The sequence below is a fragment of the Paenibacillus sepulcri genome (assembly GCF_042647105.1).
In the GTDB taxonomy this organism is placed as follows: Bacteria; Bacillota; Bacilli; order Paenibacillales; family Paenibacillaceae; genus Paenibacillus_Z; species Paenibacillus_Z sepulcri.
The window spans coordinates 87,738-112,501 of the sequence record NZ_JBHRUP010000002.1 but is presented as its reverse complement, the minus strand read 5'-3'; the positions used below and the strand labels follow the sequence as shown (position 1 = coordinate 112,501).

Annotated in this window: 19 protein-coding genes; 4 read left to right on the top strand and 15 right to left on the bottom strand. The window is 51.8% G+C overall.

Going from position 1 to position 24,764, the window contains the following annotated elements; all coding sequences use genetic code 11:
• Positions 1-11: 11 nt before the first annotated feature.
• The 15 genes from ACFOLF_RS35605 to ACFOLF_RS35535 form a co-directional block, all read right to left on the bottom strand.
• Entirely contained in the window at positions 12-2,180 is a 2,169-nt protein-coding gene (locus ACFOLF_RS35605; RefSeq protein ID WP_210040258.1) for a dihydroxy-acid dehydratase domain-containing protein, read from the bottom strand.
• 8 nt (positions 2,181-2,188) lie between these two features.
• Positions 2,189-2,905 carry a FadR/GntR family transcriptional regulator gene (locus ACFOLF_RS35600; RefSeq protein ID WP_210040259.1) on the bottom strand — a complete coding sequence of 239 codons (717 nt, stop codon included), beginning with the start codon at positions 2,903-2,905 and terminating at the stop codon, positions 2,189-2,191.
• Between the two features lie 166 nt (positions 2,906-3,071).
• Positions 3,072-4,160, bottom strand: a complete 1,089-nt coding sequence (locus ACFOLF_RS35595; protein ID WP_210040260.1) for a fatty acid desaturase family protein — start codon at positions 4,158-4,160, stop codon at positions 3,072-3,074.
• Between the two features lie 26 nt (positions 4,161-4,186).
• Positions 4,187-5,089: a sugar phosphate isomerase/epimerase family protein gene (locus ACFOLF_RS35590; protein ID WP_210040261.1), complete on the bottom strand. Its 903-nt coding sequence runs from the start codon at positions 5,087-5,089 to the stop codon at positions 4,187-4,189.
• A 36-nt stretch (positions 5,090-5,125) separates the two neighbouring features.
• Positions 5,126-6,217 carry a Gfo/Idh/MocA family protein gene (locus ACFOLF_RS35585; RefSeq protein ID WP_379113207.1) on the bottom strand — a complete coding sequence of 364 codons (1,092 nt, stop codon included), beginning with the start codon at positions 6,215-6,217 and terminating at the stop codon, positions 5,126-5,128.
• 28 nt (positions 6,218-6,245) lie between these two features.
• Positions 6,246-7,229, bottom strand: a complete 984-nt coding sequence (locus ACFOLF_RS35580; protein WP_210040263.1) for an aldose 1-epimerase — start codon at positions 7,227-7,229, stop codon at positions 6,246-6,248.
• A gap of 27 nt (positions 7,230-7,256) precedes the next feature.
• Complete coding sequence (locus tag ACFOLF_RS35575; RefSeq protein WP_210040264.1) at positions 7,257-7,580, bottom strand: MocE family 2Fe-2S type ferredoxin; 324 nt, start codon at positions 7,578-7,580, stop codon at positions 7,257-7,259.
• Positions 7,581-7,655: 75 nt separating this feature from the next.
• Complete coding sequence (locus ACFOLF_RS35570; protein WP_210040265.1) at positions 7,656-8,675, bottom strand: LacI family DNA-binding transcriptional regulator; 1,020 nt, start codon at positions 8,673-8,675, stop codon at positions 7,656-7,658.
• 217 nt (positions 8,676-8,892) lie between these two features.
• A complete protein-coding gene (locus ACFOLF_RS35565) occupies positions 8,893-9,966 on the bottom strand; it encodes a glycoside hydrolase family 88/105 protein (protein WP_210040266.1) in 1,074 nt (357 codons plus the stop codon).
• A 47-nt stretch (positions 9,967-10,013) separates the two neighbouring features.
• Complete coding sequence (locus tag ACFOLF_RS35560) at positions 10,014-11,186, bottom strand: oligogalacturonate lyase family protein (protein WP_210040267.1); 1,173 nt, start codon at positions 11,184-11,186, stop codon at positions 10,014-10,016.
• Between the two features lie 45 nt (positions 11,187-11,231).
• Positions 11,232-12,806: an extracellular solute-binding protein gene (locus ACFOLF_RS35555; RefSeq protein ID WP_379113209.1), complete on the bottom strand. Its 1,575-nt coding sequence runs from the start codon at positions 12,804-12,806 to the stop codon at positions 11,232-11,234.
• Between the two features lie 48 nt (positions 12,807-12,854).
• Positions 12,855-13,730, bottom strand: coding sequence for a carbohydrate ABC transporter permease (locus ACFOLF_RS35550; RefSeq protein ID WP_210040269.1), 876 nt, complete (start codon positions 13,728-13,730; stop codon positions 12,855-12,857).
• 17 nt (positions 13,731-13,747) lie between these two features.
• A complete protein-coding gene (locus tag ACFOLF_RS35545) occupies positions 13,748-14,692 on the bottom strand; it encodes an ABC transporter permease (RefSeq protein WP_379113271.1) in 945 nt (314 codons plus the stop codon).
• Positions 14,693-14,876: 184 nt separating this feature from the next.
• A complete protein-coding gene (locus tag ACFOLF_RS35540) occupies positions 14,877-17,174 on the bottom strand; it encodes a helix-turn-helix domain-containing protein (RefSeq protein WP_379113211.1) in 2,298 nt (765 codons plus the stop codon).
• Between the two features lie 466 nt (positions 17,175-17,640).
• Positions 17,641-18,633 carry a D-2-hydroxyacid dehydrogenase gene (locus tag ACFOLF_RS35535; RefSeq protein ID WP_210040271.1) on the bottom strand — a complete coding sequence of 331 codons (993 nt, stop codon included), beginning with the start codon at positions 18,631-18,633 and terminating at the stop codon, positions 17,641-17,643.
• A gap of 489 nt (positions 18,634-19,122) precedes the next feature.
• On the opposite strand from ACFOLF_RS35535, the gene ACFOLF_RS35530 reads away from it, so the two are divergent.
• The 4 genes from ACFOLF_RS35530 (at position 19,123) to ACFOLF_RS35515 (ending at position 24,759) form a co-directional block, all read left to right on the top strand.
• Positions 19,123-21,153 carry an alpha-amylase family protein gene (locus ACFOLF_RS35530; RefSeq protein ID WP_210040272.1) on the top strand — a complete coding sequence of 677 codons (2,031 nt, stop codon included), beginning with the start codon at positions 19,123-19,125 and terminating at the stop codon, positions 21,151-21,153.
• Positions 21,154-21,281: 128 nt separating this feature from the next.
• The gene (locus ACFOLF_RS35525) at positions 21,282-22,808 is read left to right on the top strand and encodes an extracellular solute-binding protein (RefSeq protein ID WP_210040273.1); all 1,527 of its coding nucleotides are present in this window, start codon (positions 21,282-21,284) and stop codon (positions 22,806-22,808) included.
• A gap of 112 nt (positions 22,809-22,920) precedes the next feature.
• On the top strand, positions 22,921-23,844 hold the full coding sequence (locus ACFOLF_RS35520) for an ABC transporter permease (protein ID WP_210040274.1): 924 nt from the start codon (positions 22,921-22,923) through the stop codon (positions 23,842-23,844).
• A 6-nt stretch (positions 23,845-23,850) separates the two neighbouring features.
• Positions 23,851-24,759, top strand: a complete 909-nt coding sequence (locus ACFOLF_RS35515) for a carbohydrate ABC transporter permease (protein ID WP_379113213.1) — start codon at positions 23,851-23,853, stop codon at positions 24,757-24,759.
• Positions 24,760-24,764 lie beyond the last annotated feature (5 nt).

The following is a 24,764-nucleotide window of genomic DNA, read 5'->3' as shown; positions in this document are numbered from 1 at the left end:
TCCTTCCCATTTTACGCTTCCCTCACCCAATCCCGGTCCGCTTCCAGAGCAATTCCCATGGGAACGACCCCTCGGGACGCATCTGTGCAGTCCCGCATGCGGTTAGAAGCGGCAACAAGCTTCTGTCTCCCCCGCATCCGGAGCAATCTCTCCTCTCCAAGATCACTGCGCCCGCTTCGTATATCGCCTTGATAGCCTTCGATCAAGCCTAGTTCAAAAGCCTTCTGATCCAACAGATCGATCCTGCGGGCACGGAATTGCAGATGAAGCAGGTCGCCATGCTGAAGATACAGCAGACCCCCGCCATGAAAGGCTTCCGGAGTCATGTGACCCACAGCGGCGCCGAAGGTTACCCCGGAATATCGCCCGTCGCTGATTAACGTGGCCAGCCGCTTCAGCTTCCGATGTCCGTTGATGTACTGCATCGGTGTGAACATCTCCGGCATCCCGAACGCTTCCGGCCCTTGTCCTGCGATGATCACTGCAAGCCGCATCCACTCCCGGTCGGTCATCAAGTCAAAGAGCTCCGGATATGCGATGTCTTCCAATTCCTGTACGCTGCATTCGGATGAGTTGTAGATGGCCATACGCTTCATATGTTCCGCCGGAAATACTCTGTTTGCCTTCAGCTCCTGCATGAAATCCACGTCAAGGAGCTTCCGGTTCGCTTCTTCCTCGTTCTCGAAATAGAGAACGAATGCGGCTTTATCGTCAAAATGGTTCAGTTGAGTGGTTGACATTCCGCTTATCTTAACCACGGCATTATTAAAGAAATTCCCCCTAAGCACGTCTACGCCGCTGAACGAGCGCTTCGGCGAGCTGAGGATGATCGGATTATCCGTGACGCCGTCTGCACTTAAACCGGTTGTATCCGATAACCGTTCCCGCCAGGTCTGCCCGGTTACGGTCGGGGCATCCAGATCCATCGGGACACCATTGCGGGTAAGCTCGTAGATCAGCGTCTCCATGCCGCGGATTTGTCCCGAGCAGCACTGCTGGGCCAACGCATAGATATCCCGTCCCTCCGTCAGGCTGTAATCAAACAGATCGGGTATTTCACATTGCCTTGCAATCGCTTCCAAATGATCAAGTGTAAAATTGTAGCCGGCATACACCATCGCACCGATGATATGCATCATAAGGTTGGAGGAGCCGCCTGATGAGCTGTGGATGCGGATGGCATTTGCGATGTTGGCCGCCAGCAGTTCACTTACGCCGCATTCCTGCCTGTGCATGATGGCAAACAGCCCTTCAACCGCCTGCTCCACCTGATGCATTGCCGGGGGTTCTGTCAGAAGCTCCACGGCAGGGTGAACCAGACCGAGTCCTGCCGTAATGTCGCGCGAGCTGTTGCCTGTTCCATGAAACGCACAGATGCCGCCTTTGGCGTCGCATGTACTGATGGCGAGCAGCTTCTCAAAATCCTTGTGCTCCACATCACTCAGCAGACCATATTCGACTGCACGCTCCAGAACACCCTGAAATGTAGTGTTGGAAGAGCACTGGAGAATATAACTGACCGCATCCCGGATATCTGCCGCGATATCGGGGTGACCGGCGAATTCGGCCTTCGCGGCAAGCTCAGCAAGGCCTGCCTTAACGTCGTCGGGTATCGTCCCCCCCTTCAATACATGAGATGGGCTGAACGTAGCAAACACATGATGTTCTCCCCGATAACGGCGAAGCCGGTCCAGCAGAGCCAGACCGCTCAGCACGCCAAGCGGCTGTTTGTCGCAGCCTTGAATGACGAACGCGGCATGATAAGAATGCGCTTCCATTTGATTGACCACGACTTCGGCTATAACATTGCGGCTCTGCAGCGAATAGGACATGCCCATATTGTTCTGCGCAGTCCCGTCGCAAAGTACAGGAGTACTGAAATAAAAAGGAATGCCCCCTTTATTCCAGATGGTCAGTGCGGCTTTATAAACGGTTTCGTGGTCCAGTATGTGGGCAGGATGGTCGGAGGATCCGCCTATGATGGCAATGCGGGGAGCATTGTGTTCCAGACGGTCATAAATCCTGTCGAGGCTCCAGTCCGGAACCGCGGCTCCATAATCGGAGCCCAAGCCTTTCTTGGCACGATCCAGCAAGCCTGCCACGGTAATGGGTTCGTTGGCCTTCCCCTGCACATTGCCGCGGTAAGGATTAACCGAATTTGGAATTGCGATCATCGTCATCGTTTCCCTCACTCCTTCGATCTGTCATTTGCTTTCGGTGATTCCTTGACCCGCTGCAAGTCTTCCCTCACGTCCTTGAGATGAAGCTTCATCGTATCTCTGGCAAGCGCGGGATTGCGCTGCTCGATCGCCAGGGCGATCAGCATATGAAAATGCGAAGCCCGCTGCGCGCTTCCCGGAATCCGCATCGTTTGTCTGCGGCTCTCCAGCATCAGATCAGAGATGCCCTGCATCACGCTTTGCATCACTTCGTTGGAGCTGGCCTCCGCAATATGCGCATGAAAGGCTAAGTCAGCTGTAAAATAATCCTCTCTATTGGCCAGGTTTTCGATCATCATTGCCGCGGCGGCTTTGATGTTGACGATCTGCCCCGGTGATCCGCGTTCCGCTGCCAGCGCAGCGAGTTCCGGTTCCAGCAATTCACGAAACTCCAGCAATGACGCCAGACTCCCCTCCTGCAAATTCCCGATGTCCATTGAATCATCTCTGCGCCAATGCGAGGGACTCCTGACAAACATCCCCCTCCCTTGCTCGATGAGAAGATAACCCCTGTTCTCCAGGATGCGCAATGCCTCGCGTATTGTCGATACGCCAGCACCGTATTCCCCGGCAAGTGAGGACAATGACGGCAGCTTATGCCCCGGCTTCCATTCCTCTCCCTCAATCCTTTGCTCAAGATTGGACAAAATGGCTGCGCTAAGCGGTTTTTTTGAAATGATCCTCACCCACTCATCTGATAGGTTAATATACTCATCGTATCACTTTATCCAGTGGAGAACAACCAGATATTTCCTCTCCGCTCTATAAAAAAAACCCGGCACCGCGAAGCGGTACCAGGTTTCCTCTATCATGAAACGGCTCACAATCCTGGTGATCCGATCTTTCTGCGGATCAGTTCACGATGTGCTTCTCAACGGAATCCGGACCGTACCTGTAGGGACGCGCCGTGACCGGCAGAGGCTTCTCGACTGTAAAAGAGGGATCGTGTTTTTGCTTTCTCAGGGCAGCAGTCACTTCCTTTAATGCAGCGAACAGACCCGGCCGGGCAGCCGGACAATCGCCCTTCATCTCTTCATGCAGCCTATGAAGCGCATGATACGGAACCATCGGGAACATATGGTGCTCGATGTGGTAATTCATGTTCCAGTACAGAAACCGCAGGACCGGATTCATGTAGATGGTGCGGGTATTAAGCCGGTGATCCAGTACATCTTCATGGAGGCCCAAATGCTGGGTGACGCCGAACAGAATAACGACAATTCCGCCGTAAAAGGAAGGCAGAAAGACGAACATGGCCGGCAGGATAGTGCCAAAATAAATACAAGCGGCGATGACCAACAAAATAATCAGCAAATAAATGCGGGCTTCGCGATACGTTTTCCGGCGCTCCGTCGGAGGAATATATTCCTGTTCCGCAGAATCCAGCCTGCCGAAGCAGTGCATGATGAACCGTTTGATCTCAATCGGACCGCCGTAGAGGTGGAAGATCTGCATGAGCAGTATTCGCCATACCGGCGGACGTTCCGTAATGATCTCCGGGTCGCGGCCGACAATAATGGTGTCCGTATGATGGCGGGAATGGCTCCAGCGCCAGGGTGTCGCCGATCTTAACACCATGAACGAAGCGATCTGATAGACCGCCTCGTTCATCCACATGGTCTTGAACGCGGTGCCATGTCCGCATTCATGCCATCTGGAGTCGCCCGGAGTGGCATATAGTATCCCATAAGCGAGAAACGCCGGAACGGCCCACCAGCTCCCCCAGGACAGATACGCGATATATCCGACAACAATCAAGAGACCGAACCAAATCAGCGTATCGCGGATGGCCGGACCGTCCCTCCGCTTCATCAGCTCCTTCATCCGCTGGCGGGGAATGGGGCTCACATACCATTCCGCAGTCGCAAGTCCCCTCTCCTGCGCCCGCTGATTCTCCGGACCGCTAATACTGTAATCCCTTTTTGCGCGGGCTTCTGCCATGATTTCGATTCCTCCTTCTCCTGCTGTTAGCCGCCAATAGCCTTTAACTTCCCGTCGATAAACCGTTTTGCCCGGGGGATGTCAGTCTCATCCAGATGCTCAATAATAATCGGAATATTCGGGTGAATCCTGGATAAGCGCTGCAAATACAAGTCGTAATTCAGGATGCCAAGCCCGGGCGCGGGCAGTTCAACGGCACCTGCTCCACGGAACGTGTGCGACTCGCTGGCATCGATCGCGGCATGCTTCTCCGATTCATCCTGTGCGGGCATGCAGTCCTTGGCGTGGGCGATTTTGATTTTATCCCCAAGAATATTGAAGATCCGGTCGATCTCCTCGTCGACGCGGCCGATATTCGTATCGGTGAAATAGTTCGTCGGGTCCATCAGCAAGCCAAGGCCGGGATGGGATACATCCGCAAATAAACGGGTCAATTGATCCACGGAACCGATGACATTGTTGACGTAATTTTCTACGAGAAACATCGAGCCATGATCGTATGCGAACTTCGCCAGGTCCTCCAGCTGTCTGCACACTTCCTCATACGCTTCCTCGGTGCCGTTTTTCGGATCCCATACCCAGTCGCTCTCGGGGTTGAACGTGCCGGTTTCGCTAATCACATAAGGGGAGCCGAGATCGCGTGCGAACTCCAGAAGCTTCTTCAAATTGAAGATATTATCCGCCCGTTTGACCGGATCCGGATGAATGATATTCGTGTAGCCGGAGATGCAGACGATCGGCAGATTGGCATCCCGGAACGCATCCCGAATCCGATGGGCTTGCTCCCGGTTCAGCGTTCCCGGCGTTACGTCCATGTCCTTGAACGACAGATCAAGCTGGACGCAGGACATGCCGTCCTTCTGGATTCGGGCAATGCTCTCCGCCAGCGAATAAGGATAATAACCGTTAAAAATACCTACTGATATCATGGACGATTCCTCCTTGGAATTGGGTTTTCTAACAAATCAGGAAAGCGCTTCCGAAAATGTGACCGTACGCCCTTCGGCAATCGACTTGTAGCAGGCTTCAACCAGTGCCATCGTCCGCAAATTGTCCCTGCCGCCTATTTCCGGCTCCGAATCCGTCTCGACGGCGCGGAGCAGCTGTGCCATCGTCCCTTGGAATGCATCGGGAAACCATACGCCCTCCCATGTTGGCCGGAACCATTCCTTCGGCGACTGTTTGGTGGTGAACTCCATTGTGCTCTGCGTTCTCTTGGGATAATCCGGCCAGCCAATCGTACCTTGAGCCATGCCCTCCAGCCCTTCGACCCTCCATTTGATGTAGATATCCTTCTCGGCTCCTTCTCCAGGCCAAGCCCATGTGTCATCAAGGCTTGTCGCCATCAGCTCGCTGCCATACTGGAATGAGTATTGAGAAATGCCGTCGATGTGCTTGAACTTTATCCGGGGATCCCGCCTTGTAACGGCTGTAATCTTCTCCGGGTCGCCGAACAGATAGCGAAAGGCATCAATATGGTGTATGCCCATATTAAGAATGCCGATGGTGTCGTAATTGGCGAGGAAATCCTGCCAATGCGGTATCGCCCGCATTTCAATCGTCGCCAGAACTGGTTCGCCCAGGTAGCCGCGCTCTAGTACCGTCTTCAAAGCGCGAATCGACTGGTCGTATCTCATATTGGAATTCACCCCGAGCTTGATCCCGGCTTCCCCGCAGAGCTCGACAATCTCCCGTGCCTCTCCGAAATTCATCGCGAGCGGCTTCTGGCATAAAATCCCTCTGATGTGAGGGTACTTGACCGCATACCGCACGATCTCCAGCTGACGGTCCGGCGGAACCGCGATATCCAGTATCTCCACCCGGTCGTCCTGAATCAGTTCTTCCCAGGTCCGGTACACATGAGGAATTCCTCTAAGCTCCGCAGCCGCCTTGGCATTCTCAAACGTTCTCGAGCTTATTGCAAAAGGGTGAAAGCCCGCATCGCGGTAAGCCACAAGATGGCAATCCCGCATGATAAAGCCGGAGCCGATGCAGCCAATCCGATAATCCTTTCGCTCAGGCATTTCCGGTTCGACATTCAGATTCAAATCGATCATTCCCACGATTCCTCCTACTGATTGATTTTCAAACGGAATCAACCCAAATGCTGGCCGACAGCTTGATGACTTCCCCCGGCTCGATCCCTCGCGCTCCCGTCAACTCCTCTCCATAGGGCAGGTTAAACGGGTCCGTCAGGCATGTGTAGGGTTCTATGGAGTAAGCTGCTCCCCAGTCGGGACGGAACAGGACAACATACGGAAAACCTTCACCTATACGAAAAGCGATCGAATAACCCTGTTCCCCGATTCCGATCCGGCATGTTCGCTCCCCTTCGCTTAAGGCGATTAATGAACAGTCGAGCGGCGGAATCTCGGCGAGCGCGGCTCCCTCATTCAGCGCAGCGGCGAATGGCGTCACGGAAGGCAATCCCGTTACGAAAGCCTGATTCGTTACCGGCCATTCTTCCTTGGCGGGAACGTTCAGGGTCAGGCGTTCACCCGCATCGAAGGGGATGTTGAAATAGGGATGAAGTCCGAACGCGAAGGGAGCCGCTTCCTTCCCTTCGTTCACGATCGTGCCGTGAAAATACAGCCGTCCTTCATAAAGGCGGTACTTGACGGTGAAGACGAGCTCATGCGGAAAGTACGCCAACAAATCCGGATGGTCCGCATATCGAAACCGGCTGATCAGATAAGCCCCTTCCTCCTGCGAGGCCCCGCTCCCGACAACCTCCCAGGCTCTTGAGCACAGCTCCCCATGCAGATGATGATCGGGCGGCTCGTTGATCGGCAGACGGTAGCTTCTGCCCCGGAAACGGTATGTTCCATTCTTGATCCGGTTGGGCGGGAACAGAATCGGCGTACCGTATTTGAAGCTCGCCATAGGCTCGCTTTTCAAGGCGGACAGGCTGTCCGGAGACAGCATAACCTGGCGGCCGTCACATTCGAAGCGGTAGAGATTATTGCCCGCCTCCGGTATGATTTCTACGGTTGAACGGCTTTGGGAATCGCTTAATTCATAAATCTGCAGGCCCATTTTTTCCAACGGTTTTGCTGAATACGTTTTCATTTCATGGCGCTCCTCCTTTGCATGAAGTTAACTGCCTATCTGTATCCAAACCTTGCCGTCCTCGATCTTCACGGGGTATGTGCGCAAATCAACGCAGACGGGAGCGCGCTTGGCCTGGCCCGTGGGAATATCGAATTTGCCGTTATGCTTCGGGCATTCGATGATTTGGCCGATAACGAGCCCGTTCGATAAATGAATTTGCTCGTGGGTGCAAAATCCGTCGGTCGCGTAGTAATCTCCCTTATCCGTACGATAAATCGCATACGTTCCCTCTCCATGGTCAAACCGGATGACGTCCTCGACCTCAATGTCGTTATCCGCGCATGCTTCAATCCAATTCTGCAGGCTCATCACATTGGCTCCTTCTACTAAGTTGAAATGATGCTTTTTTATTCCGTGCCCGGGCACGATTTGAGGTAAAAAAAATCACATACTCTCCGGGATAATAATATGTGTCTCTGTAAAATAGTATTCCTGCTCCGGAGGCTTGCCCAGGAAGCGGTGATCGAACAGAATTCGCAGCGCCCGGTAGCCCTGCATGGATGGATTCTGAACGATGGTAAAGTCGATGATGCCTTCCCTCATGCCCCGCTCCGTTTCCGGCAGCAGATCATTGCATACGACTCTCACTTTCCCCTCCCTTTTATGGCGTTTTATGGCATCTATACATGCGCCGACATCGCCGGTTGCCATATAAATTCCTGCAATTCCGGGTTCCTGCACGAAAGCCTGGTCGATCTGCGAAAAGGTAAGCTCGTATTGATCGAACCCTTCGGCTACTCTCACGATTTCGATGCCGCTCTTCTCCAGGTTGTTCTCAAAGCCCTCCACTCTGGAACGATGAGCGTGGAAATTCAAGCTGCCGGTGACGACGAGAACCTTGGAATGCGTTTTCAAAACCCTGCTCATCAGGCCTGCTGCAATCCGTCCGCTTCTGGAAAGATCCTGGCCGACAAAGCAAATTCGCCTTGAGTGCTCCACGTCCGAATTGAACGTGACGACCGGTACTCCCTGGCTGGCCGCGCGATCGATGCTGGCTCTGGTAAGATCGTCATCCATCGCCGCAAACAAAATGCCGTCCGCCCCCATGTCTACCAGCTTGTCGATGGCGGAAGCGCCCTCTTCATGCTTGCGGTTGTCCACATATTCGTATTCCAGACGAATTCCCAAGTCCTTCAATTCCTCGGCGGCTTGCTGAATCCCATGTCTGACTTCGTCAAAAAAGCTGATCTCCCGCGGCGGCATCACCACCCCGAATAATATGGGCTTCTTGCTGTAAGCCAATGCTTTCGCGGCCACGTTCGGCGAATAATCCATCTCCTTGGCAATCGCTAGTATTCTCTCTCTAACGTCCGGCTTGACGCCTGCGCGTCCGTTGAGCACCCGGTCTACCGTGCCCCTCGAAACTCCGGCCTTGTCGGCGATATGCCTGATCGTGATTGTCATTGTTTCTCTCCTTGGTTGTCTTCGTGCCCGCGCACATTTCCAATTATGAGGGAGGTCCGGAAGGATTTCAAGCATTTTTTTCGTTCGCCGTTATTTCCGGCCAGAACTGCCAATCGAGACTATCCGTACTAAAGCACGCTGTATTCTATCGGCAGGGATAATAAAAGAAGAAGTCCGGGCGCATTCAGGCCGCAATCGGACTTCTTCCAATTCGTGTTCAGCCGCGTTCAACGATGAGACCGTAGTCCGACGTTTCCTTCCATTCATACGTCAGCAGCGAGGCAAGGAATACAAGCGCCAATCCCTGTCCCCAGCCTTGAACTCTTCGGCGGGGCACCTCTTTATAGCCGTCGGCGTTATTCATCACAGCTGTTCCCGCAGAAACATCCGCAACAGAACCGTTTTCCGTAATGCTGCCGAGAATGCCCGCAATCGACTTTTGAATATAGGTATTGTAGAGTGGGCTGCCTATTGCTTCGTTATAGCGCACCAACGCTGCCGCAATTCCGGACGAACCCGACATCTCGGCATAGGAGCTATCATCCTGCAGAACCGTATGCCACAAGCCTTCGTCCGACTGCAATCGGACAAGCGTGCTTAACTGGTCTCGAAGCGAATCGTAAATTCTCATATAGGACGGATGGGTGACTTCCACCTCCTTCAAAGCCATAACCATCGTATAGGCCGCCCAGCTGTTGCCTCTCGCCCAGAAGACAGCCGACATATTGCTCTTGGCAAGATGATCCCAGCCGTGATAATACAAATTCGTATCGGCATCCTGCAGAAAGTCCTCATGCCCGTGATACTGCAGCAGGCCATCCTCCATATAATCGCTGTTCTTCAGCAGCGCTCCCATCCGCACCAGAAAATAACCGGCCATAAACATCGTATCCACCCAGGCTTGCTCCGGAAAGCTGTAGTTCTGGGAGACCGTATGCTGAAAAATGCCGCCCGCAAAGCGCGGTGCTTCCGTCCGCAAATATTCCGCCATGCTGATTGCAGCATTCAAATATTTTTCCTGCTTCGTTTCTTTATACAAGTGAATCAATGTATGCCCGATGGAGACGGCATTGACCGTTAATCTCGGGATGCCCTCTTCCAGCTGCTCATCCGTCCAGCGGACCAGGGACTCCAGATAATGCTGCTGCCCGGTGGCTTCATGGACCCTGGATACCCCATATAATGCAACTCCTGCAGGCCAATCCCATGTGAAATCCATGCGGAACACCCGCTCCGTCACCCGGTTGATCGCCTCTTTAACCGCTATCTCGTTGAGCTGCAGCTTTGGCAAACTCCAAACCTCCCTTTCGAAACCCGGTCATAAGCTTTCCCGGTCAATCAGACTATTTTTGGAAATCTGTAGTTTTCGGGCAGCACAAGCTCGGGCAGCTGCGTGATATCCTCGGGAATATCCGCCAGATAGAGATTGCCGTAGCCGTTCTTGTCGCTTGTGTACAGAAGCTTGTTGCCATCCGGCGTAAATAAAGGATGCGCATGAACCTTCTGCACATGGAAGCTGCAGCGGTGATCGAGCAGGACGCGCGGCCCGGCGAAGCTGTCTCCCTCCCTTTGCCACAGGCACATGGAAGTGACCGTATCCCTGCTGTCGACAACGACGCGGGAGAAATCGCTGGAGTACGAGTGCCAGGTCGTAAACGGGAATTCCACTTCTTCCAGTCCTGTATTGTCCGGTCGGATTCTGCCGAAGAAATTAACGCCGCTTTCCCGCATGCCGTGGTAGCCTACGTATTCTCCTCCAGCCAGCCAGTATTCATGGCCCACCATCTCCATCGGCTGGGTCCGGCTGCGGATTTTCCATTTCCGGCCCGTATCCAGATCCAGACCCCAGATCCGGTGATCGACGATATTCCAGGGGCCCTCATGGCAGAAGGTCAACAGATTCGATGCGGTGGGGGAAGCGTTGATATGGCCGATGAAGCATTCATCCTCGAACACCGTCTCCACTTCTCCGGTTTGCAGCGATATGCGAAGAATGCGGCTCAGCGGGCGTGCCCGCATGACTTCTTCGAACCCGACATAGCCGTTCTTCAAATCCGACTCCACCCTGGAGGAAATATCTTCGCCCAGTGCCAGCAGCAGGTGGCCGCCATCCGCCGTACAATTGAAGCTGCCGATATTGAAGCCCTCCGGCTTTTCATATAAGATCCGCTGCTCCAATGTCTCCAGATCAAGGGCAACCAGGGAATGGTTATGGTGAAAATAGACCTCGCTTCCTTGCGGATGAAGACAAGCGCTCAGGTAGGAAGGTCCTTTCCCCAGATCGGTCAGCTGGAGAATATGGCCGGTTTGCAAATCGATGCTGAACAGGTTCGAGGTATTGTCCCGGTCAGACCGGAAGACCAGATTTCTTCCCTCGTTATACCACCCCTTCTCCGTAAAGTAAAGATGATAGCTGTGGCCCATATAATTCGTTAATTGGCAGATGTTCACGCCTGTCGTCCGGTCCTTGGCGAAGGACCATTCCGGCGCCCATATTTTTCCTTTGCCCATATTCGTCAAACCTCCTGTAATTATAATCGGGATCATATCTTCTCCTTATTTCTGCTGGCTGGCGGCATAGGCTTCATTCATTTCTTTCACGTACTCATCCCCGCCGCTTTTCTTCCACAAATCCATATCGGCTTGAAATCCCGCTTCGTCGATTTTGCCGACGATAAACTTGATTCTGGCATCGGCCGCGATCGTATCCAGTTGTGCGCCCTTCTCCGTGTAAGTTGCCGAGTATAACGGCTCGCCGGGATTCGGCACGACGATGTCCAGGTTGGCTTCCTGCACCTCCTGCACTTTGCCGCGCAGCGGAGTAGCCGGTTTAAAGGCGGTTGTGAGCACATCCGGAACTCCGATCAACAATTGGTTGAAGCTCTTGATATTGATATTTGCGGGCTGCGGGTCCGTATTCAGCAGGATCGGAATCATTTTGCCGTCCTCTACCTTGTAATGCTTGCCTTCAATGCCGTATGAAATCAGAATCTGCATATCCTTGTCTTCGATTTTGTCGAAGAAGCTCAGCACCTTTTTCAGATCCGCTTCTGTCTTCACCGATGACTTGGATATAAGGAAAACGCCGCCGTATCCGGTTGTCGGGAGGTTGTGCAGCCCTGTCGGTCCGCTCACGGCCCCGAACAGATCAATCGAGGCGGTCGTGTCGGGCTTAGCCGTCTTCATCGCTTCTTCGATTTGATAGGAGCGGTCGGCAACGTCAACGGCAACCCCGGCCTGGTCATTAATGATCGGGTCGTTCCACTTGGCGGAATCATAGACGGCAAAATCGGGATTGACCAGCTTCTCGTCATACAGCTTCTTGAAAAATTTAAGCGCTTCCATATACTCCGGCGTAAATTCCGCTTTTACCAGCTTGCCGTCCCCGCCCACGCCCCATTGATTCGGAACGCCGAACCAGGTCTGCATCATATCCCACGGTCCCGCATATTTCGTGACGACCATGCCATACGTATCGTTCTTGCCGTCCTTATCCGGATCGTTGTTCGTAAAGGCCTTCAGCATGTTATAAAAGTCGTCTATCGTCTTTGGTTCCGTAAGCCCCACATTGTCGAGCCAATCCTTGCGGTAGGATACGCCCAGTCTGCCGAGCGCCCTGGAGGTATATAAGCCGTAAACCTTGCCCTCTGTGGAAATGTTGTTGAGAATGGTCGGATTCATTTGACTGAGATTCGGATAATCCTTCAGGTAGGGACCGACTTCCCAGAAGGCGCCTGATTTGATCGCATTAGCTATGCTCGAAATTTTCACGTTGGGAGCGAACATTACCATCGGCATCGAACCCGAGGCCAGCGTAATATTCATCTTGTCCAGATAGCCGGCATCCGGCGTAAATGAAATAGACAGCTTGGTATTGGTATATTCCTCCGTCTGCTTCCAGATGGTACTCTGCGATGTAATCATGTCATTATTAAAGCTTCTCATCATTACGCTTATGGGAAACGGAGCTTCTTCATTCGCCTGCGTTCCGCCCGCCGCCTGGTCCCCATCGGGTGTACCCGCTGTATTGGCGGTCTTCCCCGAGCTGCAGCCTGCCGCGGATACAGCAAGCGCCAGCACCAGGCTTGCGAGAACAATAAATGATCGTTTGGACTTCATCTTTTTTATCATTTTCATCGTTCCTCCCTTTATTATGGATCAAGCAGCTGCTGAGCCCTTCTAACCTTTCACGGCGCCAATCAGCACCCCTTTGGCAAAATGCTTCTGCAAAAACGGATACACCAGCAGAATGGGCAGGGTGCCCACGACAATGACCGCCATTTTGATCGATTGATCCGGTGGTTTGACGTAGTTCGGATCCATCGTCGAGATATCAAGCGCTCCGGAGGAAACAAGAATGATTTGCCGGAGCAGCACCTGAATCGGCCACATTTTCGGATCGTTCAGATAGAGCAGCGCATTGAAGAAATCATTCCAGTTCGTCACCGCGTAGAAAAGCGCGAACGTGGCGATCACCGGCTTGGATAACGGCAGCACAATGCGCCATAGAATGCCGATATCGGAGCAGCCGTCTATTTTTCCGGAATCAATCAGCTCTCCCGGAATCTCCTGAAAGAACGATTTCACAATAATCAGGTTAAAGGCGCTGATCGCAGCGGGCAGCAGCACGGCAAAATATGAATTCAAGAGACCCAGGCTCTTCACGACCAGAAAGGTTGGAATAATTCCGCCGCTGAATACCAGGGTGAAGATTATCATATTCATGAATACGGTTCTCCCCAGCATATCCCGGCGGGACAGCGCATAGGCCATCGTAAAAGTAAAAAAGAGATTGATCAGCGTACCCGTAACCGTGACGAATACCGATACAAGCAGGCTTCTGGGGAAGGTAGCGTCGTGAAAGACGTACTTGTACGCATCAAACGAAATGGTCTCCGGGATGATGAAGAAAGCCCTCTTGATCATATCCGCTTCGGTTGCAAACGATCCCGCCGCGATGTACATAATCGGTATGATCATTACTGCCGCAATAACCGCAAGCAGCGCATAGTTGGCGGCATCGAATATTTTCCCGCCTATCGTGTTGTTTCTCATGATCCTCTCTCCCCCGATCAGTAGATGCCCGGATGGCCTGCCCGTTTGGCAAGATAATTAGACAGCAGGACAAGCATGATCCCGATCGCCGCTTTGAACAATCCGGCAGCCGTACTGTAGCTGAACGCGCCCTGCGTGATCCCGACCGTATAGACATACGTATCGAATACATTCGCGACTTCCCGGTTCAGCGCATTGCCCATCAGCAAAACCTGCTCAAAGCCGCGGTCCAAAAAGTTCCCTGTGCGCAGGATCAGCAGCACAACAATCGTTCCCCGGATGGCGGGAAGCGTAATATGCCATAATTGGCGGAGTCTGCTTGCGCCATCCACAATGGAAGCCTCATACTGCTCCTGGTCGACTCCTGCAAGTGCGGCAAGAAATATAATCGTTCCCCAGCCGGCTTCTTTCCAAATCGTCTGGCCGATGATCATCGGACGAAACCAGGCTTCGCTCGTGAGAAAGTCAAAACGGTGACCCAGCAATTTGAAAAGCAGCTCGTTAATGACGCCTCCCTCCGTCGTCAGGAGGAGAAAAGAAATGCTGGCCACGATCACCATGGAAATAAAGTGGGGAACATAGATAAGCGTTTGAATGAACCGCTTGTAGCCGGAGATGCGGATTTCGTTCAACATCAAGGCCAGAACCAGCGGAGCAGGGAAGAAGAAAATCATGTCGTAGAGGCCAAGCAGGAATGTATTGCGCATTAAATTCAGAAAAATCGGGTCCTGTATAAATTGTCTGAAGTTGTCCAGTCCTACCCATTCGCTCTTGAAAAACCCGAGAAACGGCTGGTAATTCTTGAAGGCGATCAAGAGCCCCCACATCGGCAAATACTTGAATACGATAAAATAGATAAGTCCCGGCAGTACAAGCAGCAGCAGCCATTTATCCTTCTTCACCCGTGAAAGCAAGCGCCGCCGGTTTTTATGGGGATCGGCTCTTTGGATCAAGCTCCCCATGGGTTCGATACGCCCACTCATTGTTATCACTCCTTCGCATCTTATTTTGGGATTGCTCTGCCTTCGGTTTCACCATACGCACTGGCCGTTTTTCCCGCAACCGTACTTTTTTGATCAGGTGATTACTGGCCTGAACAGCCCGATAGGATTATTTTTCCGGACTTTGCCTTTCTTGCAAACGCCATTATATTTCCCTGCTGGACTCCCGGTACTGGCCGGGTGTAATGCCCTGCTGCTTCTTGAAGATGCGGTTAAAATAACTCTGCTGGTAGCCCACGCCCTCGGCGACGTCGTTGATTTTCAGCTGCGTATCCCGCAGGAGCTCTCTGGCCTTGTCCATGCGCAGCTCCGTCAAATAATCGATGAAATTTTTGCCGGACACCTGTTTGAAAATCTTGCTTAGCGTGACCGGATTCGTCCCGATGTGCTCGGCGCAGCTGTCAAGCGAGATATCCTTCATATAATGGTTCTGCAAATAAATCATGCCTGCCTCGACCATTTTCTTTACATGCACATCCGCTCTGGCTTCGAATTCGCGCACAAAGGTTTGCACCACGTTAAATTTGAACCAGTTGAACATTTTTTGCGGCTCGCGGATTTGCGACAGCTGCTCATACATATTGACCGACTTGAAGATACGGCCCGGACTCATCCCCGCTTGGCGAATCGCATGCTGAATGCTGCCCAGCAGCTGCAGCATTCCCTGCTGCACTTCGATCTCATTCGAGCCTGTCAGTATAAGCGCGTCCATAAAGGCGGTAATGAACTCCTCCGCTTCCTCCCGCTTGCCGGTCCGGATCGCCTGGATAATTTCCCGTTCCAGCACAAAAGGATAACGGAGCTCGCCCGAATCCTCCCAGACATTCTGTGATTTTAAATCGATGAGTTGATTCTGGCTTCCGAATCTCCGGTAGCCCGAGGCCTGCTTCGCCTCTTCAAAAAGGGAAGGAATTCCAATAATCGAGTTGGAGGATTGTCCGATGGTGATGCAAACATGCAGTTTCAACAGCTGATTAACTGCCTGCGTCAGTTCTTCGCTGAAAGCGCTGACCGCGTTATGGAAGGGCTGCTCATCCGGCAGCATCATGATCAAGCCGATCGTTAAGTCGTGAAAATTAATAACATCCGCCTGCTCCAGCATATTGGTCGCCACCTCAGCCGTAATATTGGCGGCCGCGAAGGTAACCAGACCTTCATCCCCTTGCGTGAAGCGGTCCTCCAGATTCTCGAAGCCTGTCAATTGAATATGCAGCACGAGGAATTGGCGGCCATCTATTGCCCAACCGTAACTGCGCATCCTCTCCCGTATGTCCTCTTCGGAGTAGGAGTACAGGAACCCCTGGAGCAGCTGCAGCAGAAAACCCTCCTTCACGTGAGGCAGCTGCTGCGCGAGCTTATGCTGAAGCGTCGTGCTCTCCCGGGTCAGATGCTGCCACTGCTTTTCAATCATCAGAAACTCGTCCCGGTGCTCCAGCATTTCGCCGGCAAGCGGCTTGCCGCCTGTCAACAAATGAACCAGCCGGTTCACGGGAGAATATATTTTTCTGGAGGCCAGCCAGGACAGCAATGCAGCAAGAAGCAGCGAGGCCATGCTTAAGGAAATAATAAATTTGGAAATCAGCACAACCGGCTTGGTGATAACGCCGATCGGCGCTGCCGAAACGTATTTCCAGTTGACGCCAATTCTTGAGAAGGTTCCATACGATACGGTATAGGTATTGTGATTCCAGCTGTAGAGAAACGAACCTGCCTCGCTGTCCTGCAGGAATACCTGCTTTTTCAAAGCTTCATCGAAGGCGGAGGAATCGACTGTGCTCGAGTTGGAAATCAAGGTGCTCCCGTTTTCCTCCATCATGAAGGTGTCGCCGTCGTTATACGGCGTTAACGTTTTTAAGAGGCCTGCCGCCTTGTCCTGATCCAGACGGACCATGATAAAGCCGATCGGATGCAGATCATAACCCGGTATTTTATGAATGAGGGCCAGATCGGAGGTGCCGGGATTGTCCGGACTCGCCGCCTCCATCGACCAGAAGACCTGGTTTCCTTCCGTCAGCAGCGCATTATAGCTCTGCGCCAGCGGCTCATCGCGCATTACATCGTATTCCGGCGTGAATCTTACCGGCTGATCCTTGTTAATATACAGCTCCACCTGCCTCGCCAGGGGGTTCGAGCCCTGCATAATCTGAAGCGTCTTGGTAATATCCCGGGCCACTTGGAAATCCCGGATGAAGTCAACATTTTTAATGCTGTTGGAGAACTTGGGATCGAAGGCCCAGTGCGCCAGCGATAATTCCAAATACGAGAATTGATCGTCCATATTGGAGGCTCTTTGCCTGATCTGATTGGCATGCAGCTTCAACAGCTCGGTCTCCATCCGTCCGCCGGCCAGCCAATAAATAATGCCCCCGATAATGAGACCGGGTATGCTGGAAATAATCAGGATCAGAATCAAGCTTTTACGATAATGCCTGCTTTTTAACAATTCATCTCACCTCCGGCTAAAATGACGGCATGATTTTCAGACGGATACATGTTGCGGGAACAGGTCTACAGTAAGCGTTTACATTTATTCATTTGACAAGCATCTAATCACACTTTTTGCAGCTTCATCCGGAGCCTCCTTTCTTCTCACAGGCTGTCAGTCGCGTTTGTTAACCTCCAGTATGTAATGCAGCGCTTTTTCCTGCAAGTGGACTTTTTTGAAAACTCGCATTATCTTGTCCATTCCTTCCCTGCGGGTTGATTCAGCGGGCATTCGAGCCCTTGGGATACTACCGCACTCAAGTTCCTGAAGAGGGGTACCAAATAGTGAACAGAAAAAGGCGCCCCCTTAAGCACAGGGAGCGCCAGCCATATAATTGCAGCCTTCTCACAGAAATCCGGGCAAACCGGTCAACTAAGTTCGCCGTCAAGGACAGCGATAGCCGTTTCTTCTTGCCGAGGTTCATTCAGATTGTTGCAGGTGTGTAGACATCCGACGGTTTCAATGCATTAAGCATTGGCGCTCCAGTGCGATACCGCCTGACGTTCTCGCAGATAATATCCAGAGACCGTCCAGTGCGGTCAGGAACCTGCGGCGAAGTATGAGGTGTAATAAGCGTGCGCGGAGCATCCCATAAGGGATTATCGGCCGGAAGCGGTTCCTGTGCGAAGGTATCCAGACCGGCTCCGCCCAGCTTGCCGGCATTCAGTGCAGCAATCAGGGCAGCTTCGTCGACTACTGCTCCGCGGGCCATATTGATGAGGTATGATCCAGGCTTCATCAAAGCAAGCTCCCTCTCGCCAATGAGATGATGTGTGGCGTTCGTAAGCGGCAGCGCGAGCACAACAAAATCGCACTCCGGCAGCATATCCTCCAATCTCCCGCCCTGCTCCTGGCAGAACAGACGATCAACTCCCGGCGGAAGCTCGCCCGGGCTTCGGCGATAACCGAGGACCTCCATGCCCATCGCCTTCGCCCGGATGGCCAGTTCCGTGCCGGTATGACCCATGCCGACAATTCCGACTACCCTGCCATACAATCCGCGCAGCTGTTCCTGATCCGCAATGCCCCACCGGCGGGCCCGCTGCGCGTCCAGGAAATCCGGATACCGGTACGCCAGAGCCAGCATGAAGAACAGAGCATGCTCCGCCAATGCCGGCGCAGACCGTCCAGCAGAGCTGGTCACCAGGAGACCGCGCTCGAACAATTCGGGCCATGCGCATTTGTTCAATCCCGCATGGTCGCAATGAATCCACCTCAGCAGCGGCGCATTCAAAAACCGCTCATCCAGATCGCCGCTCAGAACGGCCGCGTCCGCCCGTTCCAGGGCCGCTTCGATTCCTGAAGAATCGTCCGGACGAAGCCGGATGATTTCGGCTGGCGCGAATGCTTGGCAGAGTCTGTCCCAATGCTCATTCTCATACGGCACGGTTGTCAGGACAACATGAATAGGATTCATTTTTTACCTCCATTAGTAAAATTTATTTTCAGCCTCTTTATATACTATACTAGCTCCGCTATCCGGCATCATATAGTCATTTAATGATTTCGTCCTTTTCGTGCTGATTATATTACACGCCGGAAAGTATAAAATTTGGCCTATAATTGCCGCCGGCAGGCCATTACGGGGCACATATTCCCTGCAATACAGGACTTTTATCCACTTCACCTCGCCTATCCAGGACCGTTTATGACCTTTCATCCCTGAAACCTGTTTATTCTGACAATGTCATAGGAAGTCCATTGAATGCCGAAGGGTTAAACCAATATGCTTATTATGCGGACTTGATCTACGACCAATAAAACGAGTCAAGGAGGGATCCCGCCTGCTTTTGGACGATCGCAGGAACAAATGTCAGGGATTTATTCTTCGCATGATGGTGCAGCGGACCAAGAGTTTAGTCACTAAGGAACAATAATCCATGAATGTATCGGAGGTATTCGTTCAATGTCCAAATCAATAGAAGCGGAAAGCAGACCGAATTGGTGGGCCATGCGCCCATGGAGACAAATTCAGACGAACTTGCGGGAAATCGATATGATGGATATCAATGCCGAACAGTTCGTCGCGGATCTCCAGGAATTTAAAGCAACCTCTGTATTGCTTAATGCAGCGGGCATTATCGCCAGTTATCCGACCAAGCTCCCCTTTCAGTTCCAAAGTCCGTTTCTGCAGGGAGACAGTCTGCAGGACATCATTGAAGCCTGCCATAAAGCGGATATAGTCGTGACGGCCAGAACCGACTTCTCCAAGGTCCGCAGACCGGTCTATGAGCAGCATCCCGAATGGGCATACAAGAGCGTCCAGGGGAATATCGTCGATTACAATGGCGATGTCCATGTGTGCCTGAACAGCGACTACCAGCAGGACTATGCTATCGAGATCATCCGCGAATTGCTGACCACTCATGACTTTGACGGTATTTTCTTCAACATGGGCGGGTATCAGGTGAAGGATTACAGCTACAATTATCATGGAATCTGCCAATGCGACAACTGCCAACGAAAATTCAAAGCTATGTTTGACCTGCCGCTGCCCATTAAGGAGGACATGAAGGATCCGGTATTCCGCAAATACAAGGTATTCAAAAACATTACGCTGCAGGAGCACTCCAAACGAATTTATGACGCGATCACAAGCATCAATCCCAACCTGCTCATCTCCAACAACCTTAATCAGCGCAGCGTGTACAGACAGGAATCCAACACGGCGATTGCCCGCTCTTTGCCCCATTGGCAATATGATGCTTCCGATAACACCAAATTTGTACTCGGCTCCTATAAGCCCATGATTTCATTAAATACTACGGTTGATTTCATAGATTATCAATACCGTCATGTCGCCGTATCCCCTCATCAGCAGGAGCTCAGGCTGTACCAAAACCTGACCAACGGCGGCGGACTCGATTATTATCTGATTGGGCGGCTCGACAACCACGAGGATAAATCAGGCTATGAACGGATCAAGAAGGCTTTTCATTACCATGCCGAGCATCAGGACGAATACAAGGATATTACCTCCAGGTCGACCATTGCATTGCTTAGAGGTCCTGACGGCAGCACAAGCGAATATCAAGGCTGGTTCCGGTTCCTGGCGGAAAATCATTATATGTTCGACGCCATCATGGTGCCGGTGGCCGCCGAGGTGCCGTGGGACAAATTCAAAGCGGTCATTGTCCCGGATTACCAGGCGATCAGCGACGAACTTGCACGCAAGCTCGACGCCTTCGCTGAAGAAGGAGGCATTGTCATCTCGGTATCGCGCGGCGGCTTTTCCGATGACACCTACGAGAGACGATCTTCTCCCGCTCTCAAGTGTCTGGGTATTGAGAGAGTGAACGAGATTGTAGAGGATATGACCTCCTCCTGCTTCAAGCTGACCGACAAAACCGGATTCAGCCGTTTCCCTGTGACGGACCTGGCTTATATCGACGGAAGCTATATTTACGCTGACTATGAAGACAAGGTGGAGAAGCATCTGTCCCTGATTCCCCCTCATATGTTCGGACCTCCGGAACGCTGTTATTATACGCTGGTTACGGATCATCCCGGATTTACAGTCAATCCGTACGGCAAAGGAAAAGGCATCTTCATTCCCTGGCGGCCAGGGTCTCTGTTTCACCGCCAAGGACATACAAACACGATAGATCTGATCGCGGATTTGCTGGAGCATACCGCCGGGTTGAAGCGCATTGAGGGCAATCTTTCGCCGATGGTCGAAGCCGCCTTGTTTGCCAAGGAGGACGGTTCTTCGGAGCTGCTTCATCTGGTGAACGGGTCGGGGCATTTTGGCGTAACCTTCTATGCTCCGGTTCCGATGTACAATCTTGAAGTCACGATTCCATATGATAAGGAGCAAAAACCGCAATCCGTCAAAAGCCTTGTCACCGGCAAAGATTACGAGTTTTCAGCAGACAGCGGGTCTTTATCAGTTAAGGTCCCGAGTCTTGAGCTGTTCGAGGCAATAAAAATCAGCTGATGAAGAGGCTGGCCGCAAGCCGCTATTGAACGGACTCCCGGCCCGGAGATCTGCTGCAGAGAGGGCTCCTTCGGGTCGGGAAACAGGATCCGTCGTGGATCACACTAACTCAATCGAGGTGTTCCGAGATGACAAGGAAATGGGTCAAAATCAGCCTCCCGTTCATTCTCAGCCTGCTTGTTCTAAATGGCTGCAGCGGAGGCGCAGGCAAGGAGACTGAAGAGACAGCCGACGGGACGGGTACGGCGGCTGAAGCAGAAGCAGGGCCCTTGCCCATCGAAATCATGACCAATTTTACCAATACCATACCCAAGCTGGATAACGCGTATTATTCCGAATTGCAAAAGCTCACAAACACCAAGCTCAATATTACTTTCGTTCTGGATGGAAGCGATTACAATTCGAAGCTGGATCTTGTGCTTGCTTCCGGTGATATTCCCGAAGTATTGAAGGCGGATTTTACCCGGCCAACTTTGGTCAACGCGATCAAAGAAGGCGCCTTTTGGGATTTGACTCCTTTTCTCGGCGATTTCTCCAGCTATCCGAATTTACGTGACAATATGGTTCCAGGCTCCTGGAATTACGTCAAGTATGACGGCAAAATTATGGGAATTCCGAGAAGCAGGGCGCAGATTGACAATACGATCATGATCCGTAAGGATTGGCTGGATAAAGCCAATATTCCGATGCCCGCAACCGTCGACGAGTTTAAAGAGGCGCTGAAAGCGGTCGTGAAAAGCAACCCGGCCGGCGGCAACGGTACGATCGGTTATGACATTGCCGATGCGGTGAGCTCCCCTTCCCTGAATGCGGCATTTGGCGTGCCTGAACCGACCTATGATGCGGATGGCGGTCTGATGTATTCGTACTTGACTCCGCAGTTCACCGAGCTGGTGGAGTGGTTCAGGGAGCTTTACGCGGAAGGGCTGATCGCGAAGGAATTCTCCGCTCTCACGGTCACGCAGCAAAAAGATTTGTTCAGCTCGGGCAGAGCATTCGCATTCGATGCCAGCGCCTATTACAGCTTCGTATATACGGATAATGTGAAGAAAACCCAGCCCGAAGGAAACGTAGTGTCCCTGCAGCCTTTGAAAGGTCCCGGAGGCGACGGAGCGATGCTTGATATCGGAACCCGCGGCGGCCAGTACATCAGCAAGAAGGTACCCGAGGAAAAGGTATCGAAAATATTGGACTTTTTCGAAAAAACCGCATCCAGGGAGATCACTGATCTGGGTTACTACGGAAAGGAAGGCGTGCATTACAACAACGTCAATGGCGAGAAGGTCTTGACCGACCTGGGTAAACAGGAAATTACGGTCGACAGCATTGCTGCGCTGACTCCCGCATACTCCAAATGGGGAAAAGTGGCTTATGCCGGAGCATCCAAGGCTGCAAATGAGGCGAAACAAAAGGATATGGAGATTTATGGCCAAATCGGCAGGACCGACGTGTTCGGCTATTTATATTCCCCAACCTGGGTCGATGTATGGCCAACCTACGAAGCGGAATTGAAAAGCACCCGAATCAAGGCCATTGTGGGCCAAATTACAATGGATCAATATAAGCAATATGTCGATAAGGTTAACGCCGATCCGAAAATCAAGAATGCCTATCAGGAATTTGCCAAGGATCTTAAGTCGCGTACACAGCAATAGCCAAATCATGATCTCAATTTAAAGACTTCTGTAAGAAGGGTTGGATCTGTCAAGGTCTTTTAAAGACTCAAGCTTATCCAACTCTCCTTACCGTTTCGAATGGAGGCTTGTAATGGAGCGAATACTGCCAAATCACAAACGATGGGCCAGAATAAAAAGGAACCGCTACATTTACCTGATGATGTCGGCGGGAATCATCTATTTCTTCCTGTTTAAATTTATACCTGTCTGGGGCCTTCTTCTCTCGTTTCAGGATTACAGCCCGTTCAAGGGCTTCCTCGGCAGCAGCTGGGTTGGATTCAAGCATTTTTCCGATTTATTTCAAAGCGGGCAATTCTATATAATGGCCAGAAATACATTTGTTATCAGTATATTAAACCTTGTTTTCTTCTTTCCTTTGCCTATTCTGCTGGCGTTAATGCTGAATGAGGTGAGACATGAATTATTCAAGAAAGTAAATCAGTCGATTGTCTATCTCCCCCATTTTTTATCATGGGTCATATTGGTCAGTCTCACTTTCTTTGTGTTCTCTTCGGATATCGGCATCGTCAACAAGCTGATTGTCGCTTCAGGTAACCAGCCCGTTTTATTCCTCTCCGAGCCCAAGTTCTTCTGGATCCTGCTGACGCTGCAAAATATATGGAAGGATGCCGGATGGGGCACTATTATTTTTCTGGCTGCCATCGCCGGGGTCGATCCTGCCCGCTATGAAGCTGCCGTAATTGACGGAGCCAGCCGCTTTAGGCAAATCTGGCATATTACACTCCCGGCGATCCGGCCCACCATTATCATTTTATTGATTCTCCGTTTTGGAAACATGGCGGATGTCGGGTTCGAGCAGGTTCTGTTAATGATGAATCCATTGGTCAGCTCCGTGGCGGATGTGTTTGATACGTATTCGTATACCCAGGGCATTGTGGGCGGAAAAATCAGCGTAGGCATAGCCGTCGGGATGTTTAAAGGAGTAGTCGGACTCGTTATGGTTGTAACCGCGAATAAAATTGTCAAAAAATTGGGATATGAAGGAATTTACTAGTTTTTCATGGATCGACCATTTAACGCGAAGAAGGTGGATTGGATGAGCTTCGTTTACAAAAAAAGGCTGACAGCAGCAGATTGGGTCAACTACAGTGTGCTGACTGCCCTCTCCTTGATATGCATCTTTCCGTTTATCTATATTTTCAGCGTTTCATTCACGGACCCTGCCGTTTACGTGCCTTTGAAATTTTATCTTTTTCCTCCCAAATGGTCACTTGATGCTTATCAATACATTTTGTCTACGCAAAGCTTTATAAATTCCATCAAGAGCACGGCTTTTATTACAGTGGTAGGCACCATTCTGCAGGTTGCCGTTACGTTTACAATGGCTTACGGATTGACGAGGAAAGATCTGGACGGAAGAAAGATCATGCTTGGCTTCGTCATCTTTACACTTGTTTTTCACGCAGGCATCGTGCCGAACTATCTGGTTGTGAAAAGTCTTGGCCTGCTCAATTCCTACTGGTCGCTGATCTGGCCCAATCTGACCAATGCATGGACGCTGATTGTCGTAAAAAGCTTCCTGGATTCACTGCCTCCAGAGCTTGAGGAATCGGCAAAGATTGACGGAAGCAATGATGTCGGCATATTTTTCAAAATTGTTCTCCCCCTGTCCATGCCCGCCATTGCAGCCTTCACTCTGTTTTTTGCCGTTTCGCAGTGGAATATTTATTTTAATGCCCTGATCTATATATCCGACGCCAACAAGTGGACATTACAGGTGCTGATTAAAGCGCTTGTTCTGGATTCCACACCGCTCGGCGCTTCCGGGACAGCCGCAGACGGCATTCCCCCTTTGGAAACCGTCCGTATGGCCGCGGTAACCTTTGCGATGGCGCCGATTCTGATCGTTTACCCGTTCCTGCAAAAATATTTCGCCAAAGGCGTTATGCTCGGCTCGGTCAAAGGATAAAGCCA